This is a genomic window from Actinoplanes couchii (assembly GCF_016862075.1).
In the GTDB taxonomy this organism is placed as follows: domain Bacteria; phylum Actinomycetota; class Actinomycetes; order Mycobacteriales; family Micromonosporaceae; genus Actinoplanes; species Actinoplanes couchii.
In genome coordinates this window covers 100,965-124,535 of the sequence record NZ_BOMG01000032.1, presented here as the reverse complement: position 1 = coordinate 124,535, position 23,571 = coordinate 100,965, and the positions used below count along the sequence as shown (strand labels likewise).

At 71.7% G+C, this 23,571-nt stretch carries 24 protein-coding genes; 17 read left to right on the top strand and 7 right to left on the bottom strand.

Annotated elements, in window-relative coordinates:
• Positions 1–15 precede the first annotated feature (15 nt).
• Positions 16–1,725, top strand: coding sequence for an alpha-glucosidase (locus Aco03nite_RS10085; RefSeq protein ID WP_203794566.1), 1,710 nt, complete (start codon positions 16–18; stop codon positions 1,723–1,725).
• Here the strand turns inward: Aco03nite_RS10085 and Aco03nite_RS10080 are convergent.
• Positions 1,707–2,498 (bottom strand): SDR family NAD(P)-dependent oxidoreductase, encoded by a 792-nt coding sequence (locus Aco03nite_RS10080; RefSeq protein WP_203794564.1) that lies wholly within the window; start codon positions 2,496–2,498, stop codon positions 1,707–1,709. The two genes, Aco03nite_RS10085 and Aco03nite_RS10080, sit on opposite strands and share 19 nt — an antisense overlap.
• A gap of 37 nt (positions 2,499–2,535) precedes the next feature.
• Between Aco03nite_RS10080 and Aco03nite_RS10075 the strand changes: the two genes are divergently transcribed.
• Positions 2,536–3,027, top strand: coding sequence for a TspO/MBR family protein (locus Aco03nite_RS10075; protein WP_203794562.1), 492 nt, complete (start codon positions 2,536–2,538; stop codon positions 3,025–3,027).
• Between the two features lie 101 nt (positions 3,028–3,128).
• On the top strand, positions 3,129–5,177 hold the full coding sequence (locus tag Aco03nite_RS10070) for an N-acetylmuramoyl-L-alanine amidase (RefSeq protein WP_203794561.1): 2,049 nt from the start codon (positions 3,129–3,131) through the stop codon (positions 5,175–5,177).
• Here the strand turns inward: Aco03nite_RS10070 and Aco03nite_RS10065 are convergent.
• Positions 5,165–6,352 carry an FAD-dependent monooxygenase gene (locus Aco03nite_RS10065; protein ID WP_203794559.1) on the bottom strand — a complete coding sequence of 396 codons (1,188 nt, stop codon included), beginning with the start codon at positions 6,350–6,352 and terminating at the stop codon, positions 5,165–5,167. The genes Aco03nite_RS10070 and Aco03nite_RS10065 overlap by 13 nt on opposite strands.
• 102 nt (positions 6,353–6,454) lie before the next feature.
• Here Aco03nite_RS10065 and Aco03nite_RS10060 point away from each other — a divergent pair, with 102 nt between their 5' ends.
• Positions 6,455–7,339, top strand: coding sequence for a TetR/AcrR family transcriptional regulator C-terminal domain-containing protein (locus Aco03nite_RS10060; RefSeq protein ID WP_203794557.1), 885 nt, complete (start codon positions 6,455–6,457; stop codon positions 7,337–7,339).
• Here Aco03nite_RS10060 and Aco03nite_RS10055 read toward each other — a convergent pair.
• Entirely contained in the window at positions 7,329–8,225 is an 897-nt protein-coding gene (locus tag Aco03nite_RS10055) for an NADP-dependent oxidoreductase (protein ID WP_203794555.1), read from the bottom strand. The two genes, Aco03nite_RS10060 and Aco03nite_RS10055, sit on opposite strands and share 11 nt — an antisense overlap.
• Before the next feature lie 89 nt (positions 8,226–8,314).
• Between Aco03nite_RS10055 and Aco03nite_RS10050 the strand changes: the two genes are divergently transcribed.
• From Aco03nite_RS10050 to Aco03nite_RS10035, 4 genes are all read left to right on the top strand, one after another.
• Positions 8,315–8,854 carry a hypothetical protein gene (locus Aco03nite_RS10050; RefSeq protein ID WP_239145040.1) on the top strand — a complete coding sequence of 180 codons (540 nt, stop codon included), beginning with the start codon at positions 8,315–8,317 and terminating at the stop codon, positions 8,852–8,854.
• A 17-nt stretch (positions 8,855–8,871) separates the two neighbouring features.
• Positions 8,872–9,510: a bifunctional 4-hydroxy-2-oxoglutarate aldolase/2-dehydro-3-deoxy-phosphogluconate aldolase gene (locus Aco03nite_RS10045; protein WP_203794551.1), complete on the top strand. Its 639-nt coding sequence runs from the start codon at positions 8,872–8,874 to the stop codon at positions 9,508–9,510.
• Positions 9,507–10,439, top strand: a complete 933-nt coding sequence (locus tag Aco03nite_RS10040) for a sugar kinase (RefSeq protein WP_203794549.1) — start codon at positions 9,507–9,509, stop codon at positions 10,437–10,439. Before Aco03nite_RS10045 ends, Aco03nite_RS10040 begins: the two co-directional genes overlap by 4 nt.
• 74 nt (positions 10,440–10,513) lie before the next feature.
• The gene (locus Aco03nite_RS10035; protein WP_203794548.1) at positions 10,514–10,954 is read left to right on the top strand and encodes a PRC-barrel domain-containing protein; all 441 of its coding nucleotides are present in this window, start codon (positions 10,514–10,516) and stop codon (positions 10,952–10,954) included.
• Positions 10,955–10,957: 3 nt separating this feature from the next.
• Here Aco03nite_RS10035 and Aco03nite_RS10030 read toward each other — a convergent pair whose 3' ends face one another.
• Positions 10,958–11,701: a TioE family transcriptional regulator gene (locus Aco03nite_RS10030; protein ID WP_239145051.1), complete on the bottom strand. Its 744-nt coding sequence runs from the start codon at positions 11,699–11,701 to the stop codon at positions 10,958–10,960.
• A 64-nt stretch (positions 11,702–11,765) separates the two neighbouring features.
• On the opposite strand from Aco03nite_RS10030, the gene Aco03nite_RS10025 reads away from it, so the two are divergent.
• The 4 genes from Aco03nite_RS10025 to Aco03nite_RS10010 all read left to right on the top strand — a co-directional run bounded on the left by Aco03nite_RS10025 (position 11,766) and on the right by Aco03nite_RS10010 (position 15,682).
• A complete protein-coding gene (locus tag Aco03nite_RS10025) occupies positions 11,766–13,340 on the top strand; it encodes a DUF6194 family protein (protein WP_203794544.1) in 1,575 nt (524 codons plus the stop codon).
• Between the two features lie 69 nt (positions 13,341–13,409).
• On the top strand, positions 13,410–13,994 hold the full coding sequence (locus Aco03nite_RS10020) for an isochorismatase family protein (RefSeq protein WP_203794542.1): 585 nt from the start codon (positions 13,410–13,412) through the stop codon (positions 13,992–13,994).
• 7 nt (positions 13,995–14,001) lie between these two features.
• A complete protein-coding gene (locus tag Aco03nite_RS10015) occupies positions 14,002–14,898 on the top strand; it encodes a GlxA family transcriptional regulator (RefSeq protein ID WP_203794541.1) in 897 nt (298 codons plus the stop codon).
• Positions 14,899–15,322: 424 nt separating this feature from the next.
• Complete coding sequence (locus tag Aco03nite_RS10010) at positions 15,323–15,682, top strand: hypothetical protein (protein WP_203794539.1); 360 nt, start codon at positions 15,323–15,325, stop codon at positions 15,680–15,682.
• A gap of 153 nt (positions 15,683–15,835) precedes the next feature.
• On the opposite strand, the gene Aco03nite_RS10005 is transcribed toward Aco03nite_RS10010, so the two are convergent.
• From Aco03nite_RS10005 to Aco03nite_RS09995, 3 genes are all read right to left on the bottom strand, one after another.
• Complete coding sequence (locus Aco03nite_RS10005) at positions 15,836–16,639, bottom strand: pectate lyase (protein ID WP_239145039.1); 804 nt, start codon at positions 16,637–16,639, stop codon at positions 15,836–15,838.
• 94 nt (positions 16,640–16,733) lie between these two features.
• The gene (locus Aco03nite_RS10000) at positions 16,734–17,261 is read right to left on the bottom strand and encodes a nucleotidyltransferase family protein (protein ID WP_203794536.1); all 528 of its coding nucleotides are present in this window, start codon (positions 17,259–17,261) and stop codon (positions 16,734–16,736) included.
• A complete protein-coding gene (locus Aco03nite_RS09995; protein WP_239145038.1) occupies positions 17,258–18,685 on the bottom strand; it encodes a hypothetical protein in 1,428 nt (475 codons plus the stop codon). The genes Aco03nite_RS10000 and Aco03nite_RS09995 overlap by 4 nt, the downstream gene beginning before the upstream one ends.
• Positions 18,686–18,796: 111 nt before the next feature.
• On the opposite strand from Aco03nite_RS09995, the gene Aco03nite_RS09990 reads away from it, so the two are divergent.
• Genes Aco03nite_RS09990 through Aco03nite_RS09970 form a run of 5 tightly spaced genes read left to right on the top strand, consistent with a single transcriptional unit; the run spans position 18,797 to position 23,563 of the window.
• A complete protein-coding gene (locus tag Aco03nite_RS09990; protein ID WP_203794534.1) occupies positions 18,797–19,711 on the top strand; it encodes a hypothetical protein in 915 nt (304 codons plus the stop codon).
• The gene (locus Aco03nite_RS09985; RefSeq protein WP_203794533.1) at positions 19,708–20,133 is read left to right on the top strand and encodes an ABA4-like family protein; all 426 of its coding nucleotides are present in this window, start codon (positions 19,708–19,710) and stop codon (positions 20,131–20,133) included. The genes Aco03nite_RS09990 and Aco03nite_RS09985 overlap by 4 nt, the downstream gene beginning before the upstream one ends.
• Before the next feature lie 5 nt (positions 20,134–20,138).
• Positions 20,139–21,287, top strand: a complete 1,149-nt coding sequence (locus Aco03nite_RS09980) for a sensor histidine kinase (protein WP_203794531.1) — start codon at positions 20,139–20,141, stop codon at positions 21,285–21,287.
• Positions 21,284–21,910, top strand: a complete 627-nt coding sequence (locus Aco03nite_RS09975) for a response regulator (RefSeq protein WP_203794529.1) — start codon at positions 21,284–21,286, stop codon at positions 21,908–21,910. The genes Aco03nite_RS09980 and Aco03nite_RS09975 overlap by 4 nt, the downstream gene beginning before the upstream one ends.
• Before the next feature lie 39 nt (positions 21,911–21,949).
• Positions 21,950–23,563 carry a S8 family serine peptidase gene (locus Aco03nite_RS09970; RefSeq protein ID WP_203794528.1) on the top strand — a complete coding sequence of 538 codons (1,614 nt, stop codon included), beginning with the start codon at positions 21,950–21,952 and terminating at the stop codon, positions 23,561–23,563.
• Positions 23,564–23,571 lie beyond the last annotated feature (8 nt).

The following is a 23,571-nucleotide window of genomic DNA, read 5'->3' as shown; positions in this document are numbered from 1 at the left end:
TGTTAGAGAAGACGAATGACGGATTCGTGGTGGAAGAAGTCGGTCGTGTACCAGATCTACCCGCGCAGCTTCGCGGACGCCGACGGTGACGGCATGGGCGACCTGCGGGGCGTCATCGACCACCTGGACCACCTGGCCGAGCTGGGTGTCGACGTGCTCTGGCTGTCCCCGGTCTACCCCTCGCCGCAGGACGACAACGGTTACGACATCAGCGACTACCAGGACATCGAGCCGCTCTTCGGTGATCTGAAGACGTTCGACGAGCTGCTGGCCGGCGCCCACGAGCGCGGCCTGAAGATCGTGATGGACCTGGTGGTGAACCACAGCTCCGACGAGCACCCGTGGTTCCTGGCCAGCCGGTCGTCCAAGGACGACCCGAAACGCGACTGGTACTGGTGGCGGCCCGCCCGCGACGGCATGGAACCCGGTGCGCCGGGCGCCGAGCCGACCAACTGGGGCTCCGTCTTCGGTGGCTCCACCTGGGAGTTCGACCAGGCCACCGGCGAGTACTACCTGCACCTGTTCTCCCGCAAGCAGCCCGACCTGAACTGGGAGAACCCGGAGGTCCGGCAGGCCGTCTACGCGATGATGCGCTGGTGGCTGGACCGGGGTGTGGACGGCTTCCGGATGGACGTCATCAACATGATCTCCAAGACGTTCGGGCCGGACGGTGCCCTGCTCGACGGCCAGCTGCCCGTCGGTTCCGCGTACGCCGACGGGTCCTCGGGTTTTCTCGCCGGACCCCGCCTGCACGAGTTCCTCCAGGAGATGCACCGGGAGGTCTTCGCCGGCCGGGAGGGCCTGCTCACCGTCGGTGAGATGCCCGGCGTCACGGTCGACGAGGCGATCCGGCACACCGACCCGGACCAGCACGAGATCGACATGGTCTTCCAGTTCGACCACGTCTGGGTGGACCGCGGGAGCGAACCGTGGCGGCTCGTCCCGCTGCAGCTCACCAAGCTCAAGGCGATCCTCGGCCGGTGGCAGGCCGGGCTCGCGGAGAAGGGCTGGAACAGCCTCTACTGGAACAACCACGACCAGCCGCGGGTGGTCTCCCGGTACGGCGACGACAGCCCGGAGCACCGGGTGGCGTCGGCCAAGATGCTCGGCACCGTCCTGCACCTGCACCGCGGCACGCCCTACGTCTACCAGGGCGAGGAACTCGGCATGACGAACCACCCGTTCCGGGGCATCGACGAGTTCCAGGACATCGAGGCGCTCGGCATGTACCGGCAGGCGGTCGAGCAGGAGGGCCGTGACCCGGAGGACGTCCTGACGTTCCTGCGGGCCCAGGGGCGGGACAACGCGCGCACCCCGATGCAGTGGGACGACTCGCCGCACGCCGGGTTCACCACCGGCACACCGTGGCTGCCGGTCAACCCGAACCACACCGAGATCAACGCGGCGGCGCAGCGGGCCGACCCGGACTCGGTCTTCCACTATTACCGGCGGCTGATCGAGCTGCGCCGGACCGAACCGGCGGTCGCCGACGGCGACTTCACCATGCTGCTGCCGCACGACGAGCGCCTGTACGCCTTCACCCGCCGCCTGGACCGCACCGAACTGCTGGTGATCGGCAACTTCACCGGCGAGACGGTCCGCGCCGAGATCGACGGCTGGGACGGCGCCGAGCTTGTGCTGACCAACCTGACCAAGGTGGCGAGCCCGACGGGGGTCCTGACACTGGCCCCCTGGCAGGCCGTGATCTACCGCCGGATGCTCTGACGCATCAGCGTCCCCATGGCGCGGATCGTGAACCGCCGCCCGGCCAGCCGGCCCGTCCCGACCGCGATCCGGTTGGGCAGGCCGGTGACCAGGCTGGGCGGCGGGTTACGCCGGTCCAGGGCCCGCATCGCCAGGTCGACGACCCGGTCGGCGCTCATCCGGGGCATGCCACCGTCCGCGTTCTCCCCGGCCACCTCGAAGAACTCGGTCTTCGTCGGGCCGGGGGACAGCGCCATCACCCGCAGCCCGGTGCCGTGCGCCTCGGCCCAGAGCGCCTCGGTGAAACTCAGCACGTACGCCTTGGTCGCCGCGTAGACCGCCAGCGTCGGCCCCGGGTGGTAGGCGGCGATGCTCGCCACGTTGACCAGGACCCCGCCGCCGTGGGCGCGCAGCGGCCCGATGAACTCCCGGGTGATCTCGGTCAGGCTGGTCACGTTGAGGGTGATCTCGTCGGTGATCCGCTGCGGATCGGCCTCGTGGAACAGCGTGTGCGTGCCGAAACCGGCGTTGTTGATCAGGCTGGTCACGGTGAGGCCCCGCTCGGCGGTCTCGGCGGCCAGTTTCGCGCCCGCGCCGGGCTGGGCCAGATCCATGCCGATCGTGGTGACCCGCACCTGGGGCAGCGAGGCGGCCAGGCTCTCCAGCCGGTCGGTACGCCGGGCGACGAGGATCAGGTTCGAGCCGCGGGCGGCCAGTCGCCGGGCGAACAGGGCGCCCAGCCCGGAGCTGGCGCCGGTGATCAGCGTGGTCTGGTTGCGGTAGTCGACGGCCATGATTGGCACAGTAGGCCTTCCGGGTACTGGGGTGGTCATGACCAGTCATGTGGTGCACAGGCGCGGTTCGGTTCCCGGCTGGCTCGCGCTGGGCGGGTTCCTGCTGGCGGTGGCGGTGGCCGCGCTGCTCGGCGGGCTCGGGGTGGCCGGGACCGTCGAGGAGTACCGGAGTCTGCAGCAGCCGAGCTGGGCGCCACCGTCGTCGGTGTTCGGCCCGGTCTGGACCGTGCTGTACGTGATGATCGCGGTCAGCGGCTGGCTGGTGTGGCGCCGGACCGGCTGGTCGCCCGCGCTGAACTGGTACGCCGCCCAGCTCGTCCTCAACGCGATCTGGACCCCGATCTTCTTCGGGTTCGGGCGATACGGGCTCGCGCTGATCGACATCGTGGTTCTCTGGATCCTGATCGGAGTGACGGTCTGGAAGTTCCGGCCCGTCTCCAAGCTCGCGGCCGGCCTGCTGCTGCCCTACTGGGCATGGGTCACCTTCGCGACGGCCTTGAACGCCGCGATCTGGCTGCTCAACCGATAGATCTGAGCTTTTTTCACCGAACTCCCCACCCGCCCTGCTGACATTCGGCAAGGTGTTCTGGTGGTCGCCGGTCGTCCGAAGCGGCGGCCGGGGGAGTTCACATGTACCGCCTGTTCGCCGCCCTGGTGGCCACCACCGGGACGCTCGCCGTCGTGCACACGCCCGTGACCGGTCCGGGCGTGGCCGCCGGTGAGGCCGCCGCCGTGGTGCGCCGCCCGGCGCCGGCCCTGCAGACGTTCCCCATGACACAGAGCACGGTCTGGGCCCGATCGGCGTTGCGGGTGGCCGAGACTTCGGCCCGGGTCACCGAACCGTTCAGCCTGGTCGGCGTGACCTGGGCCGATCCGCGGACGGTGCCGGCCGGGGTGATCGAGGTGCGGACCCGGGTCGCCGGGACCGGAACCTGGACGTCCTGGCGGTCGATGGAGATCGACAACCCGGACGCCTCCGGTGGCGCGGCGCTCCGTGGCGCCAGTGATCCGCTCTGGGTGGGCCCGTCCGACGGCGTCCAGACCCGAGCCGCCGGCCCGTTCCCGGAGGATCTCCGGGTCGACCTGATCAACCCGGAGGCCGACCGGGCCGAGGCCGACCGGCCGGATGTCGCACGGCAGGCGGTCGGGGCGGTCACGGTGACGGCACCGGGTCTGGCGCGCCCGGCCCGGCCGGTGCCCCGGATGGTCAGCCGGGGCGGATGGCGCGCCGACGAGGCGATCGTCAAGGAGGCGCCCGAGTACACCGGCGCGGTCCACGTCGTGTTCGTGCACCACACCGCCAGCGGCAACGACTACGACTGTGCCGAATCGCCAGCCGTCGTCCGCGGCATCGAGGGCTTCCACGTCCGCAGCAAGGGCTGGAACGACATCGGCTACAACTTCCTCGTCGACAAGTGCGGGCAGATCTTCGAAGGCCGGGCCGGTGGGATCAACCGCTCGGTGCTCGGCGCGCACACCATGGGCTTCAACGAGAACGCCAGTGCCATCGCGGTGATCGGCGACTACCGGTCCGCCGGGATTCCGCAGGCGGCCCGGGCGGCGGTGGCGCAACTGGCCGCCTGGAAACTGGGCGCGTGGGGGAATCCGCCGCTGGGCCGGGCCGGACTGACCTCCGGCGGCAGCAACAGGTACCCGAAGGGGAGCGTCGCGGTGCTGAACCGGATCTCCGGCCACCGCGACGCCGGCCGGACCGAGTGCCCGGGGAACTCGCTGTACGCGCAGCTGCCGGGGATCCGGGCGGTGGCCGGCGCCGCCCCGGCCGGGCTGCGGTACCGCGGGGTCAACGGCGCTCGTGAATACGCCGGGACGTACTACACCCGGGGCGCGGCCGGACCGGCCTGGGATCTGGACACCCCGACCCGGATGCTGGACCGGTTCGACGTCTACGTGGACGGCCGCCCGGCCGCCGCCGCGCCGTCCGGGCACCGGCAGGCCGGGATCCGGCTGGCCCCCGGACGGCACCGGGTCACCGTGCGGGCGGTCCACCTGTCCGGCCGGATCGCCACCACCACCGCCGACGTGATCGCCGATCCGGTGGCGCCGAAGTTCGCCGGGACGCCGCTGGTGTCGTTGCGCGAGGGCGGGGTCGGCGCCACCGCTCCGGTCCGGGTGAGCTGGTCGGTCACCGACAAGACCGGGCTCGCCGCGGTACGGGTGACCGGCGCCGCCTCCGGGAACCTGCCCAGGACGGCCCGCTCGGTGGCCGGTACCGCCCGGCTCGGCGACCCGGTGACCTGGGACGTGCGGGCCACCGACCGGGCCGGGAACGCGTCGGCCGCTTCGGTCACCCGTACACCCGTGTTGCTGACCGAGGCCGAGGCGCCGCGGACCGGAACCTGGCGGCCGGTCCGGGACCAGGGGCATCTCGGCGGCGAAGCCGTCGTCACCGCGGCCGCCGGAGCGTCGCTGAGCTGGACCTTCACCGGCAGTTCGGCAGCCGTGGTGGCGGGCCGGACGGCGGCCTCGGGACGGGTGCGCATCTATGTGGACGAGCAGTTCCAGGGGGTGGTCGATCTGCGGTCGGCGTCACCGCAGTACGCCCGCGCGGTGTGGACGCGCACCTGGCGCAGCAGCGGCACGCACACCATCCGGGTGCAGGCCGAGGGCACCACGGGCCGCCCGTCGGTGGTGCTGGACGGTCTGGTCTACCTGCGCTGAACGGCAAGCGCCGGATAGTCGCGCAGGGTGATCCGCTCACCCTTGGTGAACTGCTTCGCCATGATCTGCCGGGCCGGCCAGCGGGTCATCATCCGCGCCGACAGCACCCGCAGCCCGATCCCGGCCCGGGACCGGGGCGCGAGCATCCGCATCCCGCCGGGCGGCAGTTCGAGACCGCTCCGCACATAATCGGCCATCTCCCGCTGGTAGGCCGCGAACGCCTGCTCCGGATCACCGGCCGCGGCCAGCTCACCGGCGAGGACGTACGCCCCGACCAGGCTCATGCTGGTGCCCTGCCCAGCCAGCGGTGACCCGCACCAGCCGGCGTCGCCGAGCAGGACCACCCGGCCGGACCACCAGCGGTCCACCCGAACCTGGTTGACCGAGTCGAAGTAGAAGTCACCCGCCGACGGCATCGCGGCCAGCAGCTCCGGCACCCGCCACCCGGCCCCGGCCAGCCGATCGGTGATCACCCGCTCGGCGTCCGGGCGGGACAGCCGGTCGAAACCCGGGTCCGGGTGCATGAAGGAGAGCGAGGCCTTGGCGGTGCCGCCGGTCTCCGGGCGGATCATCGCGACCCGGCCGCCGGTGGCGTTGTGCATCAGCATCCAGTGGTCCAGATCGCCGGGATCGGGCACGGTGAAATAGGACGTGTAGCCGCCCAGGTAGCGGACGAACCGCTGGTCCGGGCCGAACACCAGCCGCCGGGTCGCCGAGTGCACCCCGTCGGCGCCGACGATCACGTCGTACTCACCGGCGTCGCCGCTCGCGAACGTCACCCGGCCGCCGTCGATCGCGGTGATCCGGTCACCGAACCGGTAGCCGACCCCCTCGGTGGCGTCCAGCAGGACCCGGGCCAGGTCACCACGGGCGATCTCGATCTCGGCGACGATGCCCTCCCCGCCGAACGCGGTCGCCGGGACCTCGGCGAGCCGCCGCCCGGCGCGGTCCACCATGGCGAACCCCCGCTCGTCGACCTGGTGGGCGCGGATCGGCTCGCGCAGCCCCATCCGCCCGACCACGGTCCGCGCGGCCGTCCCGCGGATGTCGACCGCGTGCCCGCCCGGCCGCGGTGCGCGGGCCCGCTCGACCACCGTCACCTCGGCGCCGGCCCGGTGCAGCCAGAACGCCAGCGCGGGTCCGGCGATCCCGGCCCCGGAAATCAGTACACGCATCTCCCCACCCTCCTGCGTACCCTGTACATCGATGTACTAGACGCTAGAAAGCGTTGCTGAAAAGGGCAAACCGCACTAGTACGGGAAGGCAGGTGTACTACCGTGGAGGCGCCGTACCGGCAGATCGTCACCGCCATCCGCCACCGCATCGAGTCCGGCGAGCTACGGCCCGGCGACCGGGTGCCGTCGGCCCGCGCCATCACCCGCGAGTGGGGTGTCGCGATCGCCACCGCCACCAAGGCGCACGCCGCCCTGCGCGAGGAGGGGCTGACCACCGCCCGCCCCGGCGTCGGAACCGTGGTGGCCGGACCGGTCCCGCCCCGGGAGACCGACCTCGGGCTGGACCGCATCGTCGCCGAGGCCATCACCATCGCCGCCCGGGACGGGATCGCCGACGTCTCGATGCGCCGGATCGCCGCCGGGCTGAACGTCGCCACCATGTCCCTCTACCGGCACGTGCCCAGCCGGGACGACCTTGTCCTCGCCATGATCGACGCGGCGCTCGGCGACCTGCGGGTGCCGGCCCGGTACTCCGGCGACTGGCGCACCGACCTGGACCGGTGCGCCCGCGCCCTGTGGGAGGTCTTCCAGCGGCACCCGTGGCTCGGGCCGTCGATGTCGGTGACCCGGCCGCAGCCGGCGCCCAACGCGCTGCGTCTCGGCGAGTGGCTGATGGGCGCGCTGGGGCCGACCGGGCTCGGCGTCACCGACCGGATGCTGGTGCAGGTGCTGCTCTTCAGTTTCGTCCGCGGGGTGGCCAGCGGCCTGGAGCCGGAGGCGCTCGCGGTCCGGGACACCGGGATCACCGACGACGAGTGGATGGAGCGGCAGGCCGGTGCGTTCGCCAGGTTCGCCGCGCAGAACCCGGCGCCGCACTACCAGCAGCTGTTCGGCGGCGATCTGGACTTCGACTTCGACCTGAACGTCCTGTTCGAGTTCGGCCTGGCCCGCTTCCTGGACGGCCTGACGGTCTGGATCACTCGCTGATCATCAGGACCACTTTTCCCCGGCTATGGCGGGACTCCACCTCGGCGTGCGCCTCGGCGATCCGGTCCAGCGGGAACGGGCGGACCCGCATCCGGATCCCACCGGCGGCGGCCCGGGCGACCACCGCGGCGAGCCGCTGCGGGGACCGGCCGGCCCGGACCACGGCGGCGCCGTGCTCGGCGGCGGCCTTGTCGTCGACGATCGTGCCGATCCGCTCCGGGGCGATGCCGAGGGCGACCGACTGGGCGATGGCCTCCCCGCCGGCGGCGTCCAGGGCCACCGTCGGCCGCAGTCCGGTGGCACGCACGTTCGCCACCAGGTCCGGCCCGTACTCCACCGGGACCATCCCCAGGCTCCGCAGATGGTCGTGGTTGCGCGGGCTGGCGGTGCCGATCACCGGGACACCCGCGAGCTGCGCGGCGACGGTGCCGACACTGCCCGCCCCGGCGTGGATCAGCAGCACGTCCCCGGCGCTCACCGCCAGCTCGGCCAGCGCGCCGGACGCCGTCTGCGCCGCGGCGACCAGGGCCGCCGCGGTCGGGAAGTCCAGCTCGGCGGGCTTGGCGACGACGTTTCCTGCGGGCGCCGTCAGCAGCTCGGCGGCGCCGTTCAGCATCGTCGAGCCCAGCACCGGAGCACCGATCGTGAGGCCGGTGACACCCTCGCCCAGGGCTTCGACCACCCCGGCGTACTCCTGCCCGATCTGTTGCGGGAAGGACGCCTCGACCCACGGCATGCGGCCCTGCCGGACCGCGACGTCGAACGGCTGAACCCCGGCGGCATGCACCCGGACCAGCACCTCGCCGGGCCCGGGCACCGGATCGGGCAGGTCGGTGAGGTGCAGGACGTCCGGCGGACCGTAGCTCTCGAACACGGCGGCTCTCATGACCGAAGTCTCGAATGTCAAGAAAGGTTGAGGTCAAGCACTCGAAGGGGGAGCTGTTGACAGCCCGCCCGCGGACGGCTCGATACGGTATGCGGGTGTCTCAGATCCCGTGGTGGGGACTGCCCCTGGTGGCGGTGGTGTTCGCACTCGCCGGCGCCTTGGCGGCGCACCTGGTCTTCGCCCGTAACAGTGAACTACTCAACCGGACAATCCGCGACCGGCGGTGGTATGACGAACGCAAGGAGGCGTACACCCGGCTGCTGGCCGCTTTCGAACATGCCACGCACCGTCTGCGGGTGACCTTCGACGCCGGTGAGAAGCCGCCGACCGCCCTGAACTACGTCGACCAGATCGGCCCGGCGCTGATGCCGGTGCGCCTGCTCGCCTCCGGCCCGGTGCGCAGTGCCGCCCTGGCGGTGCACCTGCAGCTGGAGCGCCTGCACGGCGAGATGAACCCGGCCGGCGTGGTCGGTGTGCAGCCGCAGACCCACTTCCGGGAGCTGCTCGCCCAGGTGCCGCTGGTGATGCAGCAGTTCGAGGCGGCAGTCCGGGACGAACTGGGGATCATGGACACCCCACCGAAGTCACAGCCCTCGCTGAACGGCAGCCGTAGGCAACTCGAGAACTAGAGGGCAGGATCGACGGGGTGACCGATCAACTCACTTCCCTCGATCCTGTCTCCGCCGCCATCTCCGACAGTGGCATCGTCGCTGTCCTCCGCGCACCCACCTCCGACGGGTTCGCCGCGGTCGCCGACGTCCTGGTCGCCGCCGGGATCACCGCGATGGAGGTCACTCTCACCTCGCAGGGCGCCCTGGAGGCGATCTCCGGCCTGCGGCGGCAACTGTCCGGCTCGGTGCTGGTCGGCGCGGGCACCGTGCTCACCGAGGACGACGCGAAAGCCGCCGTCGACGCCGGCGCCGCCTTCCTGGTGTCGCCGGTCAGCGGCCTCGGCCCGCAGCCGGTGCCGTACTACCCGGGCGCGTTCAGCCCGACCGAGGTGCACGCGGCGCACCGGGCCGGCGCCCCGCTGATCAAGCTGTTCCCGGCGGGCGGGCTGGGTCCGGCGTACCTCAAGGACCTCAGGGCTCCGCTGCCGGACGTGCGGATCATGCCGACCGGTGGCATCGGCCTGGAGGACATCTCGAAATGGCTGGTCGCGGGTGCCGTCGCGGTCGGTGTCGGCAGCCCGCTGGTCGGTGACGCGGCCACCGGCGGCAGCCTCACCGCGCTGGCCGCCCGGGCCCGGCACGCGGTGGACGCCGTCCGGTTCGCCCGGTCATGAGCCGGTCCGGCCTCTTCACCTTCGGCGAGTCGATGGGGATCTTCGTCGCGGACGGGATCGGCCCGGTCGAGCACGCCCGCGGTTTCACCCTCGGCGTCGCGGGCGCGGAGAGCAACGTCGCGATCGGCGTGGCCCGGCTGGGCGGTTCCGCGACGTGGGCCGGGCGTCTCGGTCCCGACGCGGCCGGCGGTCTGATCACCACCAGACTCACTGCCGCCGGGGTACGGGTGATCAAGGTGACCGATACCGCCCACACCGGTCTGATGATCCGTTACCAGCGGTCGGCCCAGTTCATCCAGGCCGACTACCACCGGGCCGGCAGCGCCGGTTCCCGTCTCGGCCCGGACGACCTCCCGGCCGACGAGATCCGCGCGGCCGGGATCGTGCACGTCACCGGCATCACCCCGGCCCTCAGCGCCTCCTGCCGGGCGGCCGTCTTCTCGGCGGTGGAGGAGGCCCGCGCCGCCGGGGTGCCGGTGTCGGTGGACGTCAACTACCGGAGCAAGCTGTGGTCCCGCACCGACGCGGCCCCGGTTCTGCGCGATCTGGTGAGCCGGGCCGACGTGGTCTTCGCCGGCCCGGACGAGGCGGCGATCTTCGTGGATTCGAAGGACCCGGTGGACGGTCTGGCCGGGCTGGGCCCGTCCGAGGTGATCGTCAAGGACGGCGCGCGCGGTTGTGTCGCCCTGATCGACGGCGCCCGGCACGAGGTGCCCGCGCTGCCGGTGACGGCGGTCGACCCGGTCGGCGCCGGGGACGCCTTCGTGGCCGGTTATCTCGCCGACCGTCTGGCCGGTGTGGACGCCGGGCAGCGGCTGCGCACGGCGATCGCCGCGGGAGCGTTCGCGGTCACCGTCCCGGGTGACTGCGAAGGTCTGCCGGACCGCGCTGAGCTGGGCGCACTGTCCGGTGGGGACATCAATCGGTAGAAGTTTGGTTAGCCCACGGGGAGACCGGGTAACCGATTGTTCGACGGACAAGTCAACTATTTGAGGAGACCGTTATGCAACCGACGCCGTTCACCCCGTGGGCATGGCGCGAACCGTCGAACCAGGGCAGTGACCCGGTGACGGCGGAGAGCACCGACGAGTACGGCACGACCGGCGTGGACCGGACCGGCACTGATCTGGCCGGTGTGGACCTGGTCGGCTACAAGGTCGAGGCCACCGATGGTCACATCGGCTCGATCGACAAGGCCAGCCACGACGTCGGCGACTCGTTCCTCGTCGTCGACACCGGGCCGTGGATCTTCGGACGGAAGGTCCTCCTCCCGGCCGGCACGGTCCAGACGTTCGACCACTCCGAGAAGAAGGTCTACGTCGACCGTACGAAGGACCAGATCAAGGAGTCTCCGGAGTACGACAAGGAGACCTTCGAGACCTCGGAATACCGTCAGCAGGTGGGTGACTACTACACCGGTAGTTACCGCGACTTCCCTCGCTGATCATCACAGGCCCGCCGCCCCGCCCGTATCCCCCACGGGCGGGGCGGCGCGTGTTTCCAGGAAGTCCGACAGCCGGGCGGCGCCGGTGAGCATGGCCCGGCCGCGTGCGGTGATCCGGTCCCGCCACTGGTCGATCGACGCGGCCAGCGGACCGGGGCCACCGGCGGCCCGGACCTGTTCGATGACGGTCGCGATGTGGTCCAGCCGGTAACCGCCACGGCGCAGCAGATGGGCCAGCTCGGCGTCGCGGACGTCGTCGGGGGAGTAGACGCGGGCCTTGTTCGCGCGGGCCGGGGTGAGGATGCCGGCGCGTTCCCACTTGCGCAGAGTGGCCGGGGTGACGTCGAGCCGGTGGGCCAGCGTACCGACGGCAATTGGCTTTTCGGATTTTTCGGATCTTTCGGATGCGGCCAGCGCGTGAGCCGCGGCCGCCACCCGGGTCACCGTCTCCCGGTCGCGCTGCAGTCGGACGTGGGCCGCGGTGATCACCGCCAGCCCGCCGTCGAGATCATCCCGGAGCACGGCTCGCATGATCGTTCCAGCGGCCGCATAGCCGAAGCCCGGCAGCAGCCCGAGGTAGGCGGACAACGCATGCGCATGATCGTCGGTGTAGACCCGGTAACCGCTTTCGGTGCGCCCCGCCGGCGGGATCACTCCGGCCTGCTCGTAGTTGCGGATCGCCTGCGCGGACAGCCCGTGCGCCCGCGCCAGATCCACCGGCCGGTGAACCCCGATTTGAGACTTCAGAGCACTCTCCCTGGGATTTCGCGAGGAAAGTTTCACACGCTGGTTCAACGATACGGTTGAGGTCATGGCATTCGACACCGAGCTGTCCGCACTGATCTCCGAGCATCGGCCGCACCTGCTCGCGCTGGGCGAGCCCTACCACGGCGAACCGGCGTTCGCCCGGCTCCGCAACCGGATCCTGGAGACCCTGGCCGGGCACGGGTTCCGGTCGATCGTCATCGAGTCGGACCGGGTCGCCGCCCTCGCCGTCGACGACTACGTCCGGGGCCGCACCGACGATCTCGACCTGTCCACCGGCGTCAGCCACGACTGGGGCTCCCGCCCGGCCACCCGCGAACTCGTCGACTGGCTGCGCGCCCACAACACCGGCCGTCCCGAGGGCGAGCAGATCGCCTTCCACGGCTTCGACGCCCCCACCGAGATCCAGGCCGCCCCCAGCCCGGTCCGCTACCTGCGGGAACTCTGCGTCTACCTGGGCGTCGACCCGGACCTCGACACCTTGCGCGCCGCCGGTGACGAGGCCCGGTGGACCGCGCCGGAGATCATGTACGACGCGTCGCGATCTCCCGGCCGGTCACCGGAGGCCCTCGCGCTGCGCGGCCTGGCGGAGGATCTCCAGACGCGGTTGTACGCCGACGCGCCGCGCCTCGTCGAAGGCTCTTCGCGGGCCGCCTGGCATCGGGCCGCGGTGCACGCCTCCACCGCCGTCGGCCTGCTGGCCTATCACGCGGCGATGGCCGACCCGGGCACTCAGTCCGAGCGGATCGGCCGTCTGCTCAGCACCCGGGACGCGATCATGGCCCGCAACCTGCTCGACATCCTCGGCCACGAGCGGGATCGCGGCCCGGTCCTGGTCTGGGCGCACAACACCCACCTGCAGCGGGGTTCGAGCAGCTGGGAGACCCGCTGGGAGGGGGTGGACATGGCCGCCGAGTGGTCCGGCGCCGGTTCGATCGTGTCCGCGCTGCTCGGCGAACGGTACGTGTTCGTCGCCGGCAGTCTGGGCGCCAGCGGCCCGGCCGGTCTCGGCGAGCCGGAGCCCGGCACGTACGAGGCAAGCCTGGGCCCGGTGACCGGCATCTTCCCGCCACCCTCCGGCGACCTGCACGACAGGCGGACCGAGGTGCTCGGGCACTTTCCGCTGACCGGCGCGCTGGCCGCGGGCGCCGACGCGATCCTGCACGTCGGCCATGGTCCGGGCGCCGCCGACGCGGCCCGGATCGCCGGGCTGCCCGGGGTGACCGAGACGTCGATCGCCGCCGACTCCGAGATGCCGCCCTACACCTGGGGTGACCGTTTCTTCTTTGCCGGTGCGGACCGGATGCGGCCGTTCGCCACCATCGTCCTGCACGACGTGCCCGATTTCGATCAGCGGTCCCGTCTGTCCGAGCCGGGCCGCTACCGGGTCAACGTCGAGGTGGGCAGAGACAGGTTCAAGACCCTTTTCGGGTACGGGCCGGAAGAGTTCAGCACCCGTCAGGAGGAGATCGACTTCACCGCCACCGACACACTCATGCCCCACCCGGCCTACGCGGTCCAGGGCTGGGCCAGTGTGGTGAATCCCGGGCCGTCGACGGCGGAGGCCCTCGACGGTCTGCTGGAGTACGCCCGAGCCCGGTCCCGGGCCCGCCAGCGCTGACCGGATCGTTCCGGGGCCGGTCCCGATGATGCCTTCTGCCCGGGCCCGCACGAGCGTTGGATTCAAGGTATGACCAACGCGCTGATCGTCATCGACGTCCAGGAATCGTTCCGGGCCCGGCCGCTCTGGGCCACCACCAGCAACCCCGACGTGATCAAGAACGTCGGCCGTCTCGTCGACGCCGCCCGCGCCGCCGGTGACCAGGTGATCTGGGTGGTGCACTCGGAGCCCGGCTCGGGCAACACCTTCGACCCGGTCAACGGGCACGTCCGGGTCGTCGACGAGCTGACCCCCGCCGACGGCGAGCCGCTGCTGGTCAAGACGGTGCACAACGCGTTCACCACCACCAACCTGCAGCATCTGCTCACCGTCGCCGGGGTCCGGTCGATCACGGTCGCCGGACTGCGCACCGAACAGTGTGTGGAGACCACCGCCCGGTTCGCCTCCGACCTCGGTTATCAGGTCACCTTCGCGATCGACGCCACCGCCACCAACCCGATCCCGCACCCGGACGCCCCCGCCGGCCAGACCGTGGCGGAGCTGCTGGCCGATCCCCGTACGCTGGCGGCCGAAGACGTGGTGGCCCGCACCGTCTACGCGCTGGCCGGCCGGTTCGCCACGGTCAGAACCGTCGCGGAGATCATCGGGGAGTGACCGGATCGTGAGCAGGGTGCTGTTCGTGCTGACCCCGCAGGTGCACCTGCTCGACCTGGCCGGCCCGGCGCAGGTGTTCTCCACCGCGCCGGGCTACCAGCTGCTCTACTACGCCGAGGCGTCCCCGGTGCCGACCTGGCAGGGGGTGCCGCTGGTCGCCTCGACGACCTGGCCGGAGCTGGATCCCGGTGACCTGGTGGTGGTGCCCGGCTGGCGCAGCGGCTACGGCTACTTCACCGCCGGCACCCTGGACCGGATCGCCGCCCACCACCGGCGTGGCGGCACAGTAGCCAGTGTCTGTGCCGGGGCCGACGCCCTGGGCCGGGCCGGTCTGCTCGACGGCCGTCGCTGCACCACCCACCACGGTCTGCAGGACCTGCTGGCCCGCACCCATCCGGCGGCCACCGTGGTCCGCGACGTCCTCTACGTCAGCGACGACCGGGTGGTCACGTCGGCCGGCATCGCCAGCGGCATCGACCTGGCCCTGCACCTGGTGGCCCAGCGCCACGGCCCGGCCGAGGCGGCGCTGGTGGCCCGCGAGATGGTGGTCTACGCCCGCCGCAACGGCGACGACCACCAGGACAGTGCGATGCTGCGCCACCGGGCCCACCTGAACGACGTGGTCCACCGGGTCCAGGACCGGATAGACGCCGACTTCACGGCCACCCTCCCGCTGTCCGCTCTGGCGGCCGGTGCCGGGGTGAGCGAACGAACCCTGACCCGCCTCTTCACCACAGCGACCGGCCGAACCCCACTGCGCTACCAGCAGCTGTTACGGGTGGAACGAGCCGAACACCTGCTGAGCCACGGAGCCACCACCGAAACCGCGGCCCGAGCCGTCGGTTTCACCGACGCCCGCATGCTCCGCCGCCTCCGATCCCGCCCCACCCCCGCCGGGCAGTAGGCAGTCGCCCTCCGCCGCCCGGATTCGCCCTTGTCCCTGTTCGGCCGGTTCCGCGCTCTGATCATGCCGAACATGGCGTTCGGTCCGGTAAGAGACATCTGATGCGGTTACCGGTTGAATTTCTGACCTGAGGTGGCGCCGGCGCGAGGTGGCTCGTTCGGCATCAGCTGGCCTGACGGGTCGATCGGAGGGCAGTATTGGGTTACTGGGCGAGGCACCCGAAAAAGGATCTGGAGGACGTTCTGCAGACGCTCCACGAACACGGATACCAGATCCTGAACCCGCCGAAGTACTACACCGTTCGTTGTTCCTGCGGTGCTCACCAGCGGCAGGTGCATCTGACGCCGAGCAGTGCGCACTACGCGAACCACGTGGTGCAGTGGGCACGGAACAAGCCCTGTTGGTAGGGAGAAGGGGACGACTGATGGTGGAGCTGCAGTTGGAGCTTTCGTTTGCCGTCGGTGACCGTGGCGGGCGACCGTTGCCGCCCGAGCGACTCCACAAGGTGGGTGAGCAGCTCATGGCGGCGCTGCTCGACCTGGAGGCCTGTAACGACGGCCTGCGGGATCCCGCGACGTCGAGCGATGCGGACCTCAGCGAGGTGACGATCGACCTGCTCGTCGCCGCCGAGAGTGACACCGAGGCGGTCGGCGCCGCCCTGAACCTGTGCCGGACGGCGATCCATGCCATCGGCGCGTCGACGCCGCATTGGCCGTCTGATCCCGCTGGTTCCGCCGACACGGACTTCCGGCCGAAGAACGTCCAGTTCGACTACGTCTCCTGAGGCCGCGGGGCCTTTCGTTCAGCGTACGAAAAAGAAACGGCCGGCCCGTCTGGCACCGGGTCCGGCCGTTTCCTTTCGGGCCTACGACTCGCTGGGGGAAAGCGCCGGGGTCGCGCTTCAGTGAGGCGAAGGCGGGTCAGCGAGGTCAGCGGGTCACTTGTAGGTGATGTTCGAGGTGCTGAACTTGCAGTTGGTGCCGTCGCCGCCGGTGGCTGCGGTCTGGGTGGTGAGCTTGGCGGGCTCGGCGCCGGTCTTGTTGCCCTTGAAGGTCACGCAGACGGCGATCTTCTTCTTGCTGTCGCCGGTGATGGTGATGCCGGAGAGGGTGGCGGTGTCGCCGAGGTTGGAGTTGATGCCGGCCAGGACCGAGCCGGGCGCGGTGGCGGTGATGTTCTTCAGGACCACGTTGCGCTTGAACTGGGTCTTGCAGTTGCCGCAGGAGCGGTACAGCTTGCCGAAGTCGCTGACCGCGAAGTTGCTGACGGTGAGCGCGCCGCCGCCGTTGTGCTGGAAGACCTTGTCGTCGGCGCCGTTGGCGGCACCGCCGGTGACCGTGTACTTGGCGTTCGCGCCGCCCTTGAACGTGGCGGCGTCCTCACCGACGTTCTCCCACCACACGTTGGAGATCGTGCAGGAGCCGAGGCAGTGCACGCCGTCGGCGGCCGGCGAACCGATGATCACGTTCTTCAGGGTGGCGCCGTCGGCGAGGGTGAACAGTGGATCCTGGCCCTCGTCCTGACCGCTGGTGCCGAGCGCGCCGCTGCCGACGAAACGCTTCAGGCCGCCGTCGAAGCTGCCGGAGACCGCCTTGGTCGCGGTCAGTTTGGTGGTGCCGGTGGCGGTCGGGAAGGTCGCCGCGGAAGCGCCCTGTGTGTAGACCAGTGCGCCCATGCCGAGGCTGAGGGCGGCGACCGCCACGACACCGGCACGCCAACGCTTCTTCACAGTCTTGAACACGAGCGACCTTTCGTAGGAACGGGTGTTGCGTTTCCACTGCGGAAGTGGGCCGCCCCGACCGAAAGGTTGCTCGTAATTTTCCGCTACGAGCCGACTACGGAAAGTCCATGTCGGTGTCGTCGGCGACGTCATCGACCGGAATCACCGTCACCGGATTGGCGCGCAGATAGTCGCGGGCCCCGCGATCCCCGGTGGTGACGGCGACGACCCCGTCCCAGTGGTCGCGGCCGATCAGCACCGGATGGCCCCGCCGATTGCCGTAACCGCCCATCACCAGAGACGAGGCGCCCGCGCCGGCGACGATCCGGCGCACCGCCGCGGCGGTCACCCCGGGCATGTCCACCAGCAGGATCACGGCCGCGGTGGCTTCGGTCCCGGCCAGGTGGCGCAGCCCGGCCCGCAACGACGAGCCCATCCCGGACTCCCAGTCGGGGTTGACCACGGTGGATGCCAGACCGGGCACCTCCGCCGCGCCGAGCACCACGGTGGCCGGGCAGCCGGCCGACTCCAGCACGGCGACGGCCCGTTCCACCAGCAGTTGTCCCTCGTACCGGACGAGGGCTTTCGGCATGCCGTACCGGCGGCCCGCCCCGGCCGCCAGCACCAGCCCCGCGGTGGTCATCGCGACAGCACCAGCCCGGGGACGGCGGCCAGCGGCAGCGCGGTACGCAGCTGGTAGCCGATCCGCCACAGACCACCGTGGGTGGCGGCGAACGCCTCGTCCCGCCACGCGGCCGGCGCCGCCGACCGGGGCTTGCGGATCTGGTGCACCAGCAGCAGAGCCATCAGCTTGCTCGCCGTCTCCGGTTCGAAGATCTCCACGTCGAACAGGTGCGCACCGGCGTACGCGGCGGCCAGCCACCTGTTGCTGACCACCGAACGGGTGTTGGTCGGCGGCGCCACGGTGAAGGCGACGGTGGCGTCCCGGCGGGCGACCGTGGCCCGCCACCGGTGGATCCGTTTGGCCAGGGCGTAGTTCGGGCCCTGCTGCGGCACCAGGCTGTCGTTGATCCCGGGCTCACCCGGGTACGGGTAGTTCGGGCGCAGCATCCGGCCACCGGTGAGCAGTGCCCCCGCCTTCGCCCGCGCCGGCCGGCCGGCATAGCGGGACCGGGAGTCGGTGACGGCGGCCTCCGGGACGGCGTACACGTCGGTGGGGGTGCCCAGGAACGCGAGCGCCGTGTCGTGCCGGTGGTGCCGCAGGTGGCTGCCGAGCGCGTCGACCGCGGCGGCCAGCAGCGTGTAGGCGCCACCGGGGGCGTAGACGTAGTTGCCGAGGATCAGCCGCCCGTCGAATCCGAGCACCCATTGGGCGGTCGCGCTCAGGTCGTTGAGCAGGTCGGCGCCCGGGGTCTCGCCGCGCACCGGGGCGAGCAGCCGCCCGGCGCCCGCGGTCGCGAGGCCCTCCACCCGCTCCCAGACCGGTCGGCGGGGCAGGTCCAGGGCGAGGACGGTGCCGCCCCAGCCGAGGATCGAGGCGACCGGGCCCATCTCGGTGCCGGCGCCCGCGGCGACCAGGGTCTGGTCGCTGAGGTCCAGCCAGTCCGGGGAGGCGGCCACCGCACCGACGGCCTCGGCGCCGGACTCCTCGATCACCCCGGCGGTCACCCAGGCGTCCAGCTGCCGCCGCAGGGCGTCGCCGCGGAGCAGTTCCTTCTTGTACGGCAGGACCACCTCGGTCTCCGGCCGGGCCGTCCCCTTCACCTCGACGGTCTCCAGCGGCTGCCCGGGCGCCGCCGTCAGCGCCTGGGCCAGGGTGACGTCGCCGTCGTCGCGCCGGTGCCGGATGCGCGCCTGCACCGAGGCGAGCCCGGCCTCGGCGATCCGGTACCCGGCCGCCCCGTCGGCGGCCAGCCCGGCCTCGAGCAGGGCCCGGAAGTGGCGCGGGTAGCCGGCGCGCCAGTCGGTCTCGCGTTCGGCGGCGGCCGCGGCGGCCGGGTCGACGGACCGGAGCGCGTCGGCGACGACGGCCCGCCCGAAAGCGGTGCTGGAGCGCCGTCCGGACTCGTCGGCGGGGAAATCGATCAGGGGGGCGGTGTGATCCACCGGGTCAGTATCGCCGCCTCCTACCAGAGGAGGAGAAGCCCTCCTTCGCGCGGCCGGCGATGCGGCCCCCGGTCGGGCGATCCGGGCCGTTCGAAAAGGGACGGTGAGGACATGACCGCCACCGTCGCGCCGCCGCTACCCGAATCCCGCTCCGGGGCCCGCTGGAACCGACCGCTGCTCTGGCTCACCGGGGCCGCCGTGATCCTGACCGTGATCTCCGGCGCCGGGATCCTCTTCGACGACCGGGTCCTGACCGGTGTCCCGATCTGGCTCAAACCGTTCAAGTTCGCCGTCTCGTTCATCTTCTACGCCTGGACCCTCGCCTGGATCCTGGCGCTCCTGCCCCGCCGCAGCCGGGCCGCCGAGTGGTCCGGGGTGATCATGGTCGGGATGTCGGTGATCGAGTTGGCGGTCATCGTCGGCCAGGTGCTCCGCGGCCAGACCAGCCACTACAACATGAGCACCCCGCTGAACGCGCTGCTCTGGTCGGCGATGGGCACCTCGATCATGGTGCTGTTCATCGCCCAGGTGGTGATCGCCGTGGTCGCGCTGCGGCAGCGGATCCCGGACCGCCCGGCCGCCTTCGCGATCCGGCTCGGGCTGGGGGTCTCGCTGCTCGGCATGGCCGTCGCGTTCCTGATGACCTCGCAGCAGACCGCGGACGGGCTGATCGGGGCGCACTCGGTCGGGGTGCCGGACGGTGGCCCGGGGATGCCGATCACCGGCTGGAGCACCACCGGCGGGGATCTGCGGATCAGCCACTTCGTCGGGCTGCACGCCCTGCAGGCGCTACCCCTGCTGGCGTACGCGCTGGGCCGCTGGACCGGGTTCGCCGAGCGGGTGCGTGCCGGGCTGGTGCTGGTCGGCGGGATCGCGTATGCCGGACTCGTGCTGTTGCTGACCTGGCAGGCGCTGCGTGCGCAGCCGTTCACCGCCCCCGACCCGATCACGCTGGCCGCGTTCGCCGGCCTGGCCGTGCTGACCGCCGGCGCGGCCACCGCGGTGATCCGGGGCCGCTCGTCATGACCGGGATCCTGTTCGAGCTGACGTTCGCGCTGGCCGCCCCGTTCTGGGCGCTGATGATCCTGCTGCCGAAGTGGTCGTGGACGCACCGGATCGTGTCCAGCCCGCTGATCGCGCTGCCGATCGTGGCGATCTACGCGGTGCTGATCGCCGGTTCCTTCGGCGACGTGTGGCCGGCCGTGACCAGCCCGACCCTGGACGGGATGCGGGCGCTGCTCGGCACCCCGGAGGGCGCGGCGGCCGGCTGGGCCCACATGATCGCCTTCGACCTGTTCGTCGGCCGGTGGTCCTACCTGGACAGCCGGGAGCGCGGGGTTCCGGCGCTGCTGATGGCCCCGGTGCTGCTGCTGACCATTCTGCTCGGCCCGATCGGGTTCGCCGCCTACCTGGCGGTGCGCCAGTGGTGGCGGAAGAACCTAAGCTGACGCGCATGGCCCGGCTCTTCAACGCTCGGGAGACGCTGCCGCGGATGCTGCTGCTCATCTCCAGCGGTCTGGTGTACCTGCTGGTGGTCTGTGGAACCCAGAGCCCGCCGACCGTGCCGCAGTGGGTGCTCGCGGTGATCACGTTCGGCTGCGGACTGCTGCTGCACAACCGGCAGCCGGTCAACCTGGCCGTCCAGACGGTGCTGTTCGGCATCTCCCTGGCCGTCCTGGAGGACCCGACGATCAGCCAGGTGGGCACCGCGTGGGCGCTCGGTGAGCTGGCGTTCTGGGCGCCGCGCCCGGTCTGGACCGCAGGCGCCACCGGGCTGGTCGCGGCGACCTACCTGATCTTCGGCCTGCCGCACGCGGACAGCCTGGGCGAGGGTCTGGCCGGCCTGATCGCGAACCTGGCCGTGCCGGTGCTGCTCGGCACGGTCGGGCGCAAGACCGCGGAGTTGGGTGTGCAGGAGGCCCGACGGGTGGAGTCGGAGCAGCGTGCGGCCCGCGCCGACGAGCGCAGCGCGATCGCCCGGGAGTTGCACGACGTGGTCGCCCACCACATCGCGTCGATGGTGCTGCGGGCCGGCGTGGGCCGGCACGTGCTGCCCGATCTCGACCCGAAGGCCCGGGAGATCCTCGACGACGTTCACCGGACCGGGTCGGACGCGCTGGCCGACCTGCGGCGGCTGGTCGCGGTCCTGCGGGACCCCGATGAGGTACGCCGGGACGCCTCGCTGACCGCCATCGAGCCGTCCGCGCTGCCCGCCGCGCTGGCCGGCGCCGTGGAGAAGGCCCGCCTGGCCGGGGTGAACGTGGAGGCCGAGATCGATCCGGCGGTCGGCGGGCTGGACGCGGTCCGGGGCCTGGCCGTGCTCCGGCTCACCCAGGAGGGGCTGACGAACGTGGCCAAACACGCCGGCCCGTCGGCCACCGCCCGGCTGCGGGTGGCGCTGTCCGGCTCCGATGTGGAGTGGGAGGTCGCCGACGACGGCGGTCTGCCGGGCAGCCGGGAGGTACCGTCCGGGGGCGGGCACGGCCTGACCGGCATGCGGGAACGGGTCGAGGTGCTGGGCGGGACGCTGTCCGCCGGGCCGTCCGGGGGAGAAGGGAAGGGCTGGCGGGTGGCCACCATGCTGCCGGGGGAGACCGCGTGATCCGGGTGCTGCTGGTCGACGACCAGCAACTGATCCGGGCCGGGCTGCGGATGCTGTGCGAGGCCGCGCCGGACATCGAGGTGGTCGGCGAGGCCGGGGACGGGCGTACGGCGGTGGAGTCCGCGTCCCGGCTCGTACCGGATGTGATCGTGATGGATCTGCGCATGCCCGGTGTCGACGGGATCACCGCGACCAGCCGCATCGTCGCGGCCCGTCCGGCGGCCCGGGTGCTGGTGCTGACCACGTTCGGCGACGACGACCACCTCTATCCGGCGCTGCAGGCCGGCGCGTGCGGCTTCCTGCTCAAGGACGCGCCGCCGGAGGAGCTGCTGCACGGGATCCGGCAGGCGGCCGCGGGGGAGAGCCCGTTCAGTCAGGACGTGCTGCGCCGGCTGGTCCGCCGCGCGGTGGACGCCCGGCCGGAGACGCGCCCGGCGGTGGGCGGGCTGACCGGCCGCGAGCAGGAGGTGCTCGCCCTGGTCGCGGAGGGGCTGAGCAACGCCGAGATCGCCGAGCGGATGCACATCGGGGTGACCACGGTGAAGACGCACATCACCGCGCTGATGACCAAGACGGGCAGCCCGAACCGGGTGCGCCTGGCGCTGCTCGCGCACCGGGCCTGAACTCTCAGGCCGGGCCGGTCCCGGCCGATCACGGCGGTCATGTTCAAGACGATCCTGGCCACCGTGGTGGCCGCCTCCGCTCTCGTGGCACCGTCACCGGCGCGGGCCGCGGCACCGCAGGACCGTTACATCGTGACGATGACGGAGCCGGGCGCGCGTGTGGTCGCCGCGGGGGCACTGCTGCGCAGTTTCGGCAGCTTCCCCGGGTTCGTCTCGTCGATGACCGCGGCGCAGGCCCGCCGGGTGGCCGCCGACCCGAACGTGCGGTCCGTCGAGGTGGACCGGGTGGTCTCGCTGGCCGCCGTCCAGAAGAACCCGGTCTGGGGCCTGGACCGGATCGACCAGCGTTCGGTGAAGCTCTCGAAGAGCTACCGGCCGTCCGCCGACGGTGACGCGGTGCACGCCTACGTGATCGACACCGGGATCCGGATCGGTCACACCCAGTTCGGCGGACGCGCGTCGTACGGCTACGACTTCGTCGACGGCAACGGGTCCGCCGGCGACTGCAACGGGCACGGCACCCACGTGGCCGGCACCATCGGCGGCTCCACCTACGGGGTGGCGAAGAAGGTCAAGCTGGTGTCCGTGCGGGTGCTGGACTGCCGGGGCGAGGGTTACGTCTCCGACGTGATCGAGGGCGTCGACTGGGTGACCGGGCACGCCGTCCGCCCGGCGGTCGCCAACATGAGCATCGGCGGCGGCCGCAGCGCGGCGCTGGACTACGCGGTCGCCGACTCGATCGCCTCCGGTGTCACCTACGTGGTGGCGGCCGGCAACGAGAACGTCAACGCGTCCCTGAGCAGCCCGGCCGACCTGCCGCAGACGGTCACCGTGGCGGCGAGCGACCGTACCGGCAGGCGGGCGAAGTTCTCCAACTACGGCAAGGGTGTGGACCTGTTCGCGCCGGGGGTGGGGATCAAGTCGTCGGTCCAGAAGAGCAACACCGCGACCGCGACGTACAGCGGCACCTCGATGGCCACCCCGCACGTGACCGGCGCGGCGGCGTTGATCCTGGACGCGTACCCGGCGTGGTCCCCGGCCCGGGTGCAGGCGAAACTGATCGCCGACTCGACCAAGGGCAAGGTCACCGACCGTAGGGGCAGCCCGAACCGCCTGCTGTACGTCCCGGCGCCGCCGAAGCCCGTGGTGATCGCTACCGGTCAGACCCCCAACGCCGCGGCGGGTGTCGCGTACTCCACGCGGCTGGCGCTCAAGACGTCGCGCCGGGGCGCCTGGAAGCTGAACTCGGGTTCGCTGCCGCCCGGTCTGTCGCTGTCGGCAGCCGGTGTCCTGTCCGGCACGCCGAGGAAGGCGGGCCGGTACACGGTGACCGTCCGGTTCACCGACTACGTGCCGCAGGTCGTGACGAAGAGGATCGTGATCCCGGTGCTCGCCTCCACCCCGGTGATCACCACCGCGACGCTGCCCGGACCGACCGCCGGTGACGACTACGAGCAGTGGCTCGCGGTGGCCGGCGCCCGGGCCGGGACCTGGACGATCGATTCCGGCGCGCTGCCGGACGGGCTGGTCCTGGCCGGCTCCGGGATGATCGGCGGCACCGCCACCACGGCCGGCGATTTCACCTTCACCGTGCGGTTCACCGACGCCGCCGGGCAGAGCGCGACCCGGGCGTACACGATGACCGTCAGTTGATCTTGATG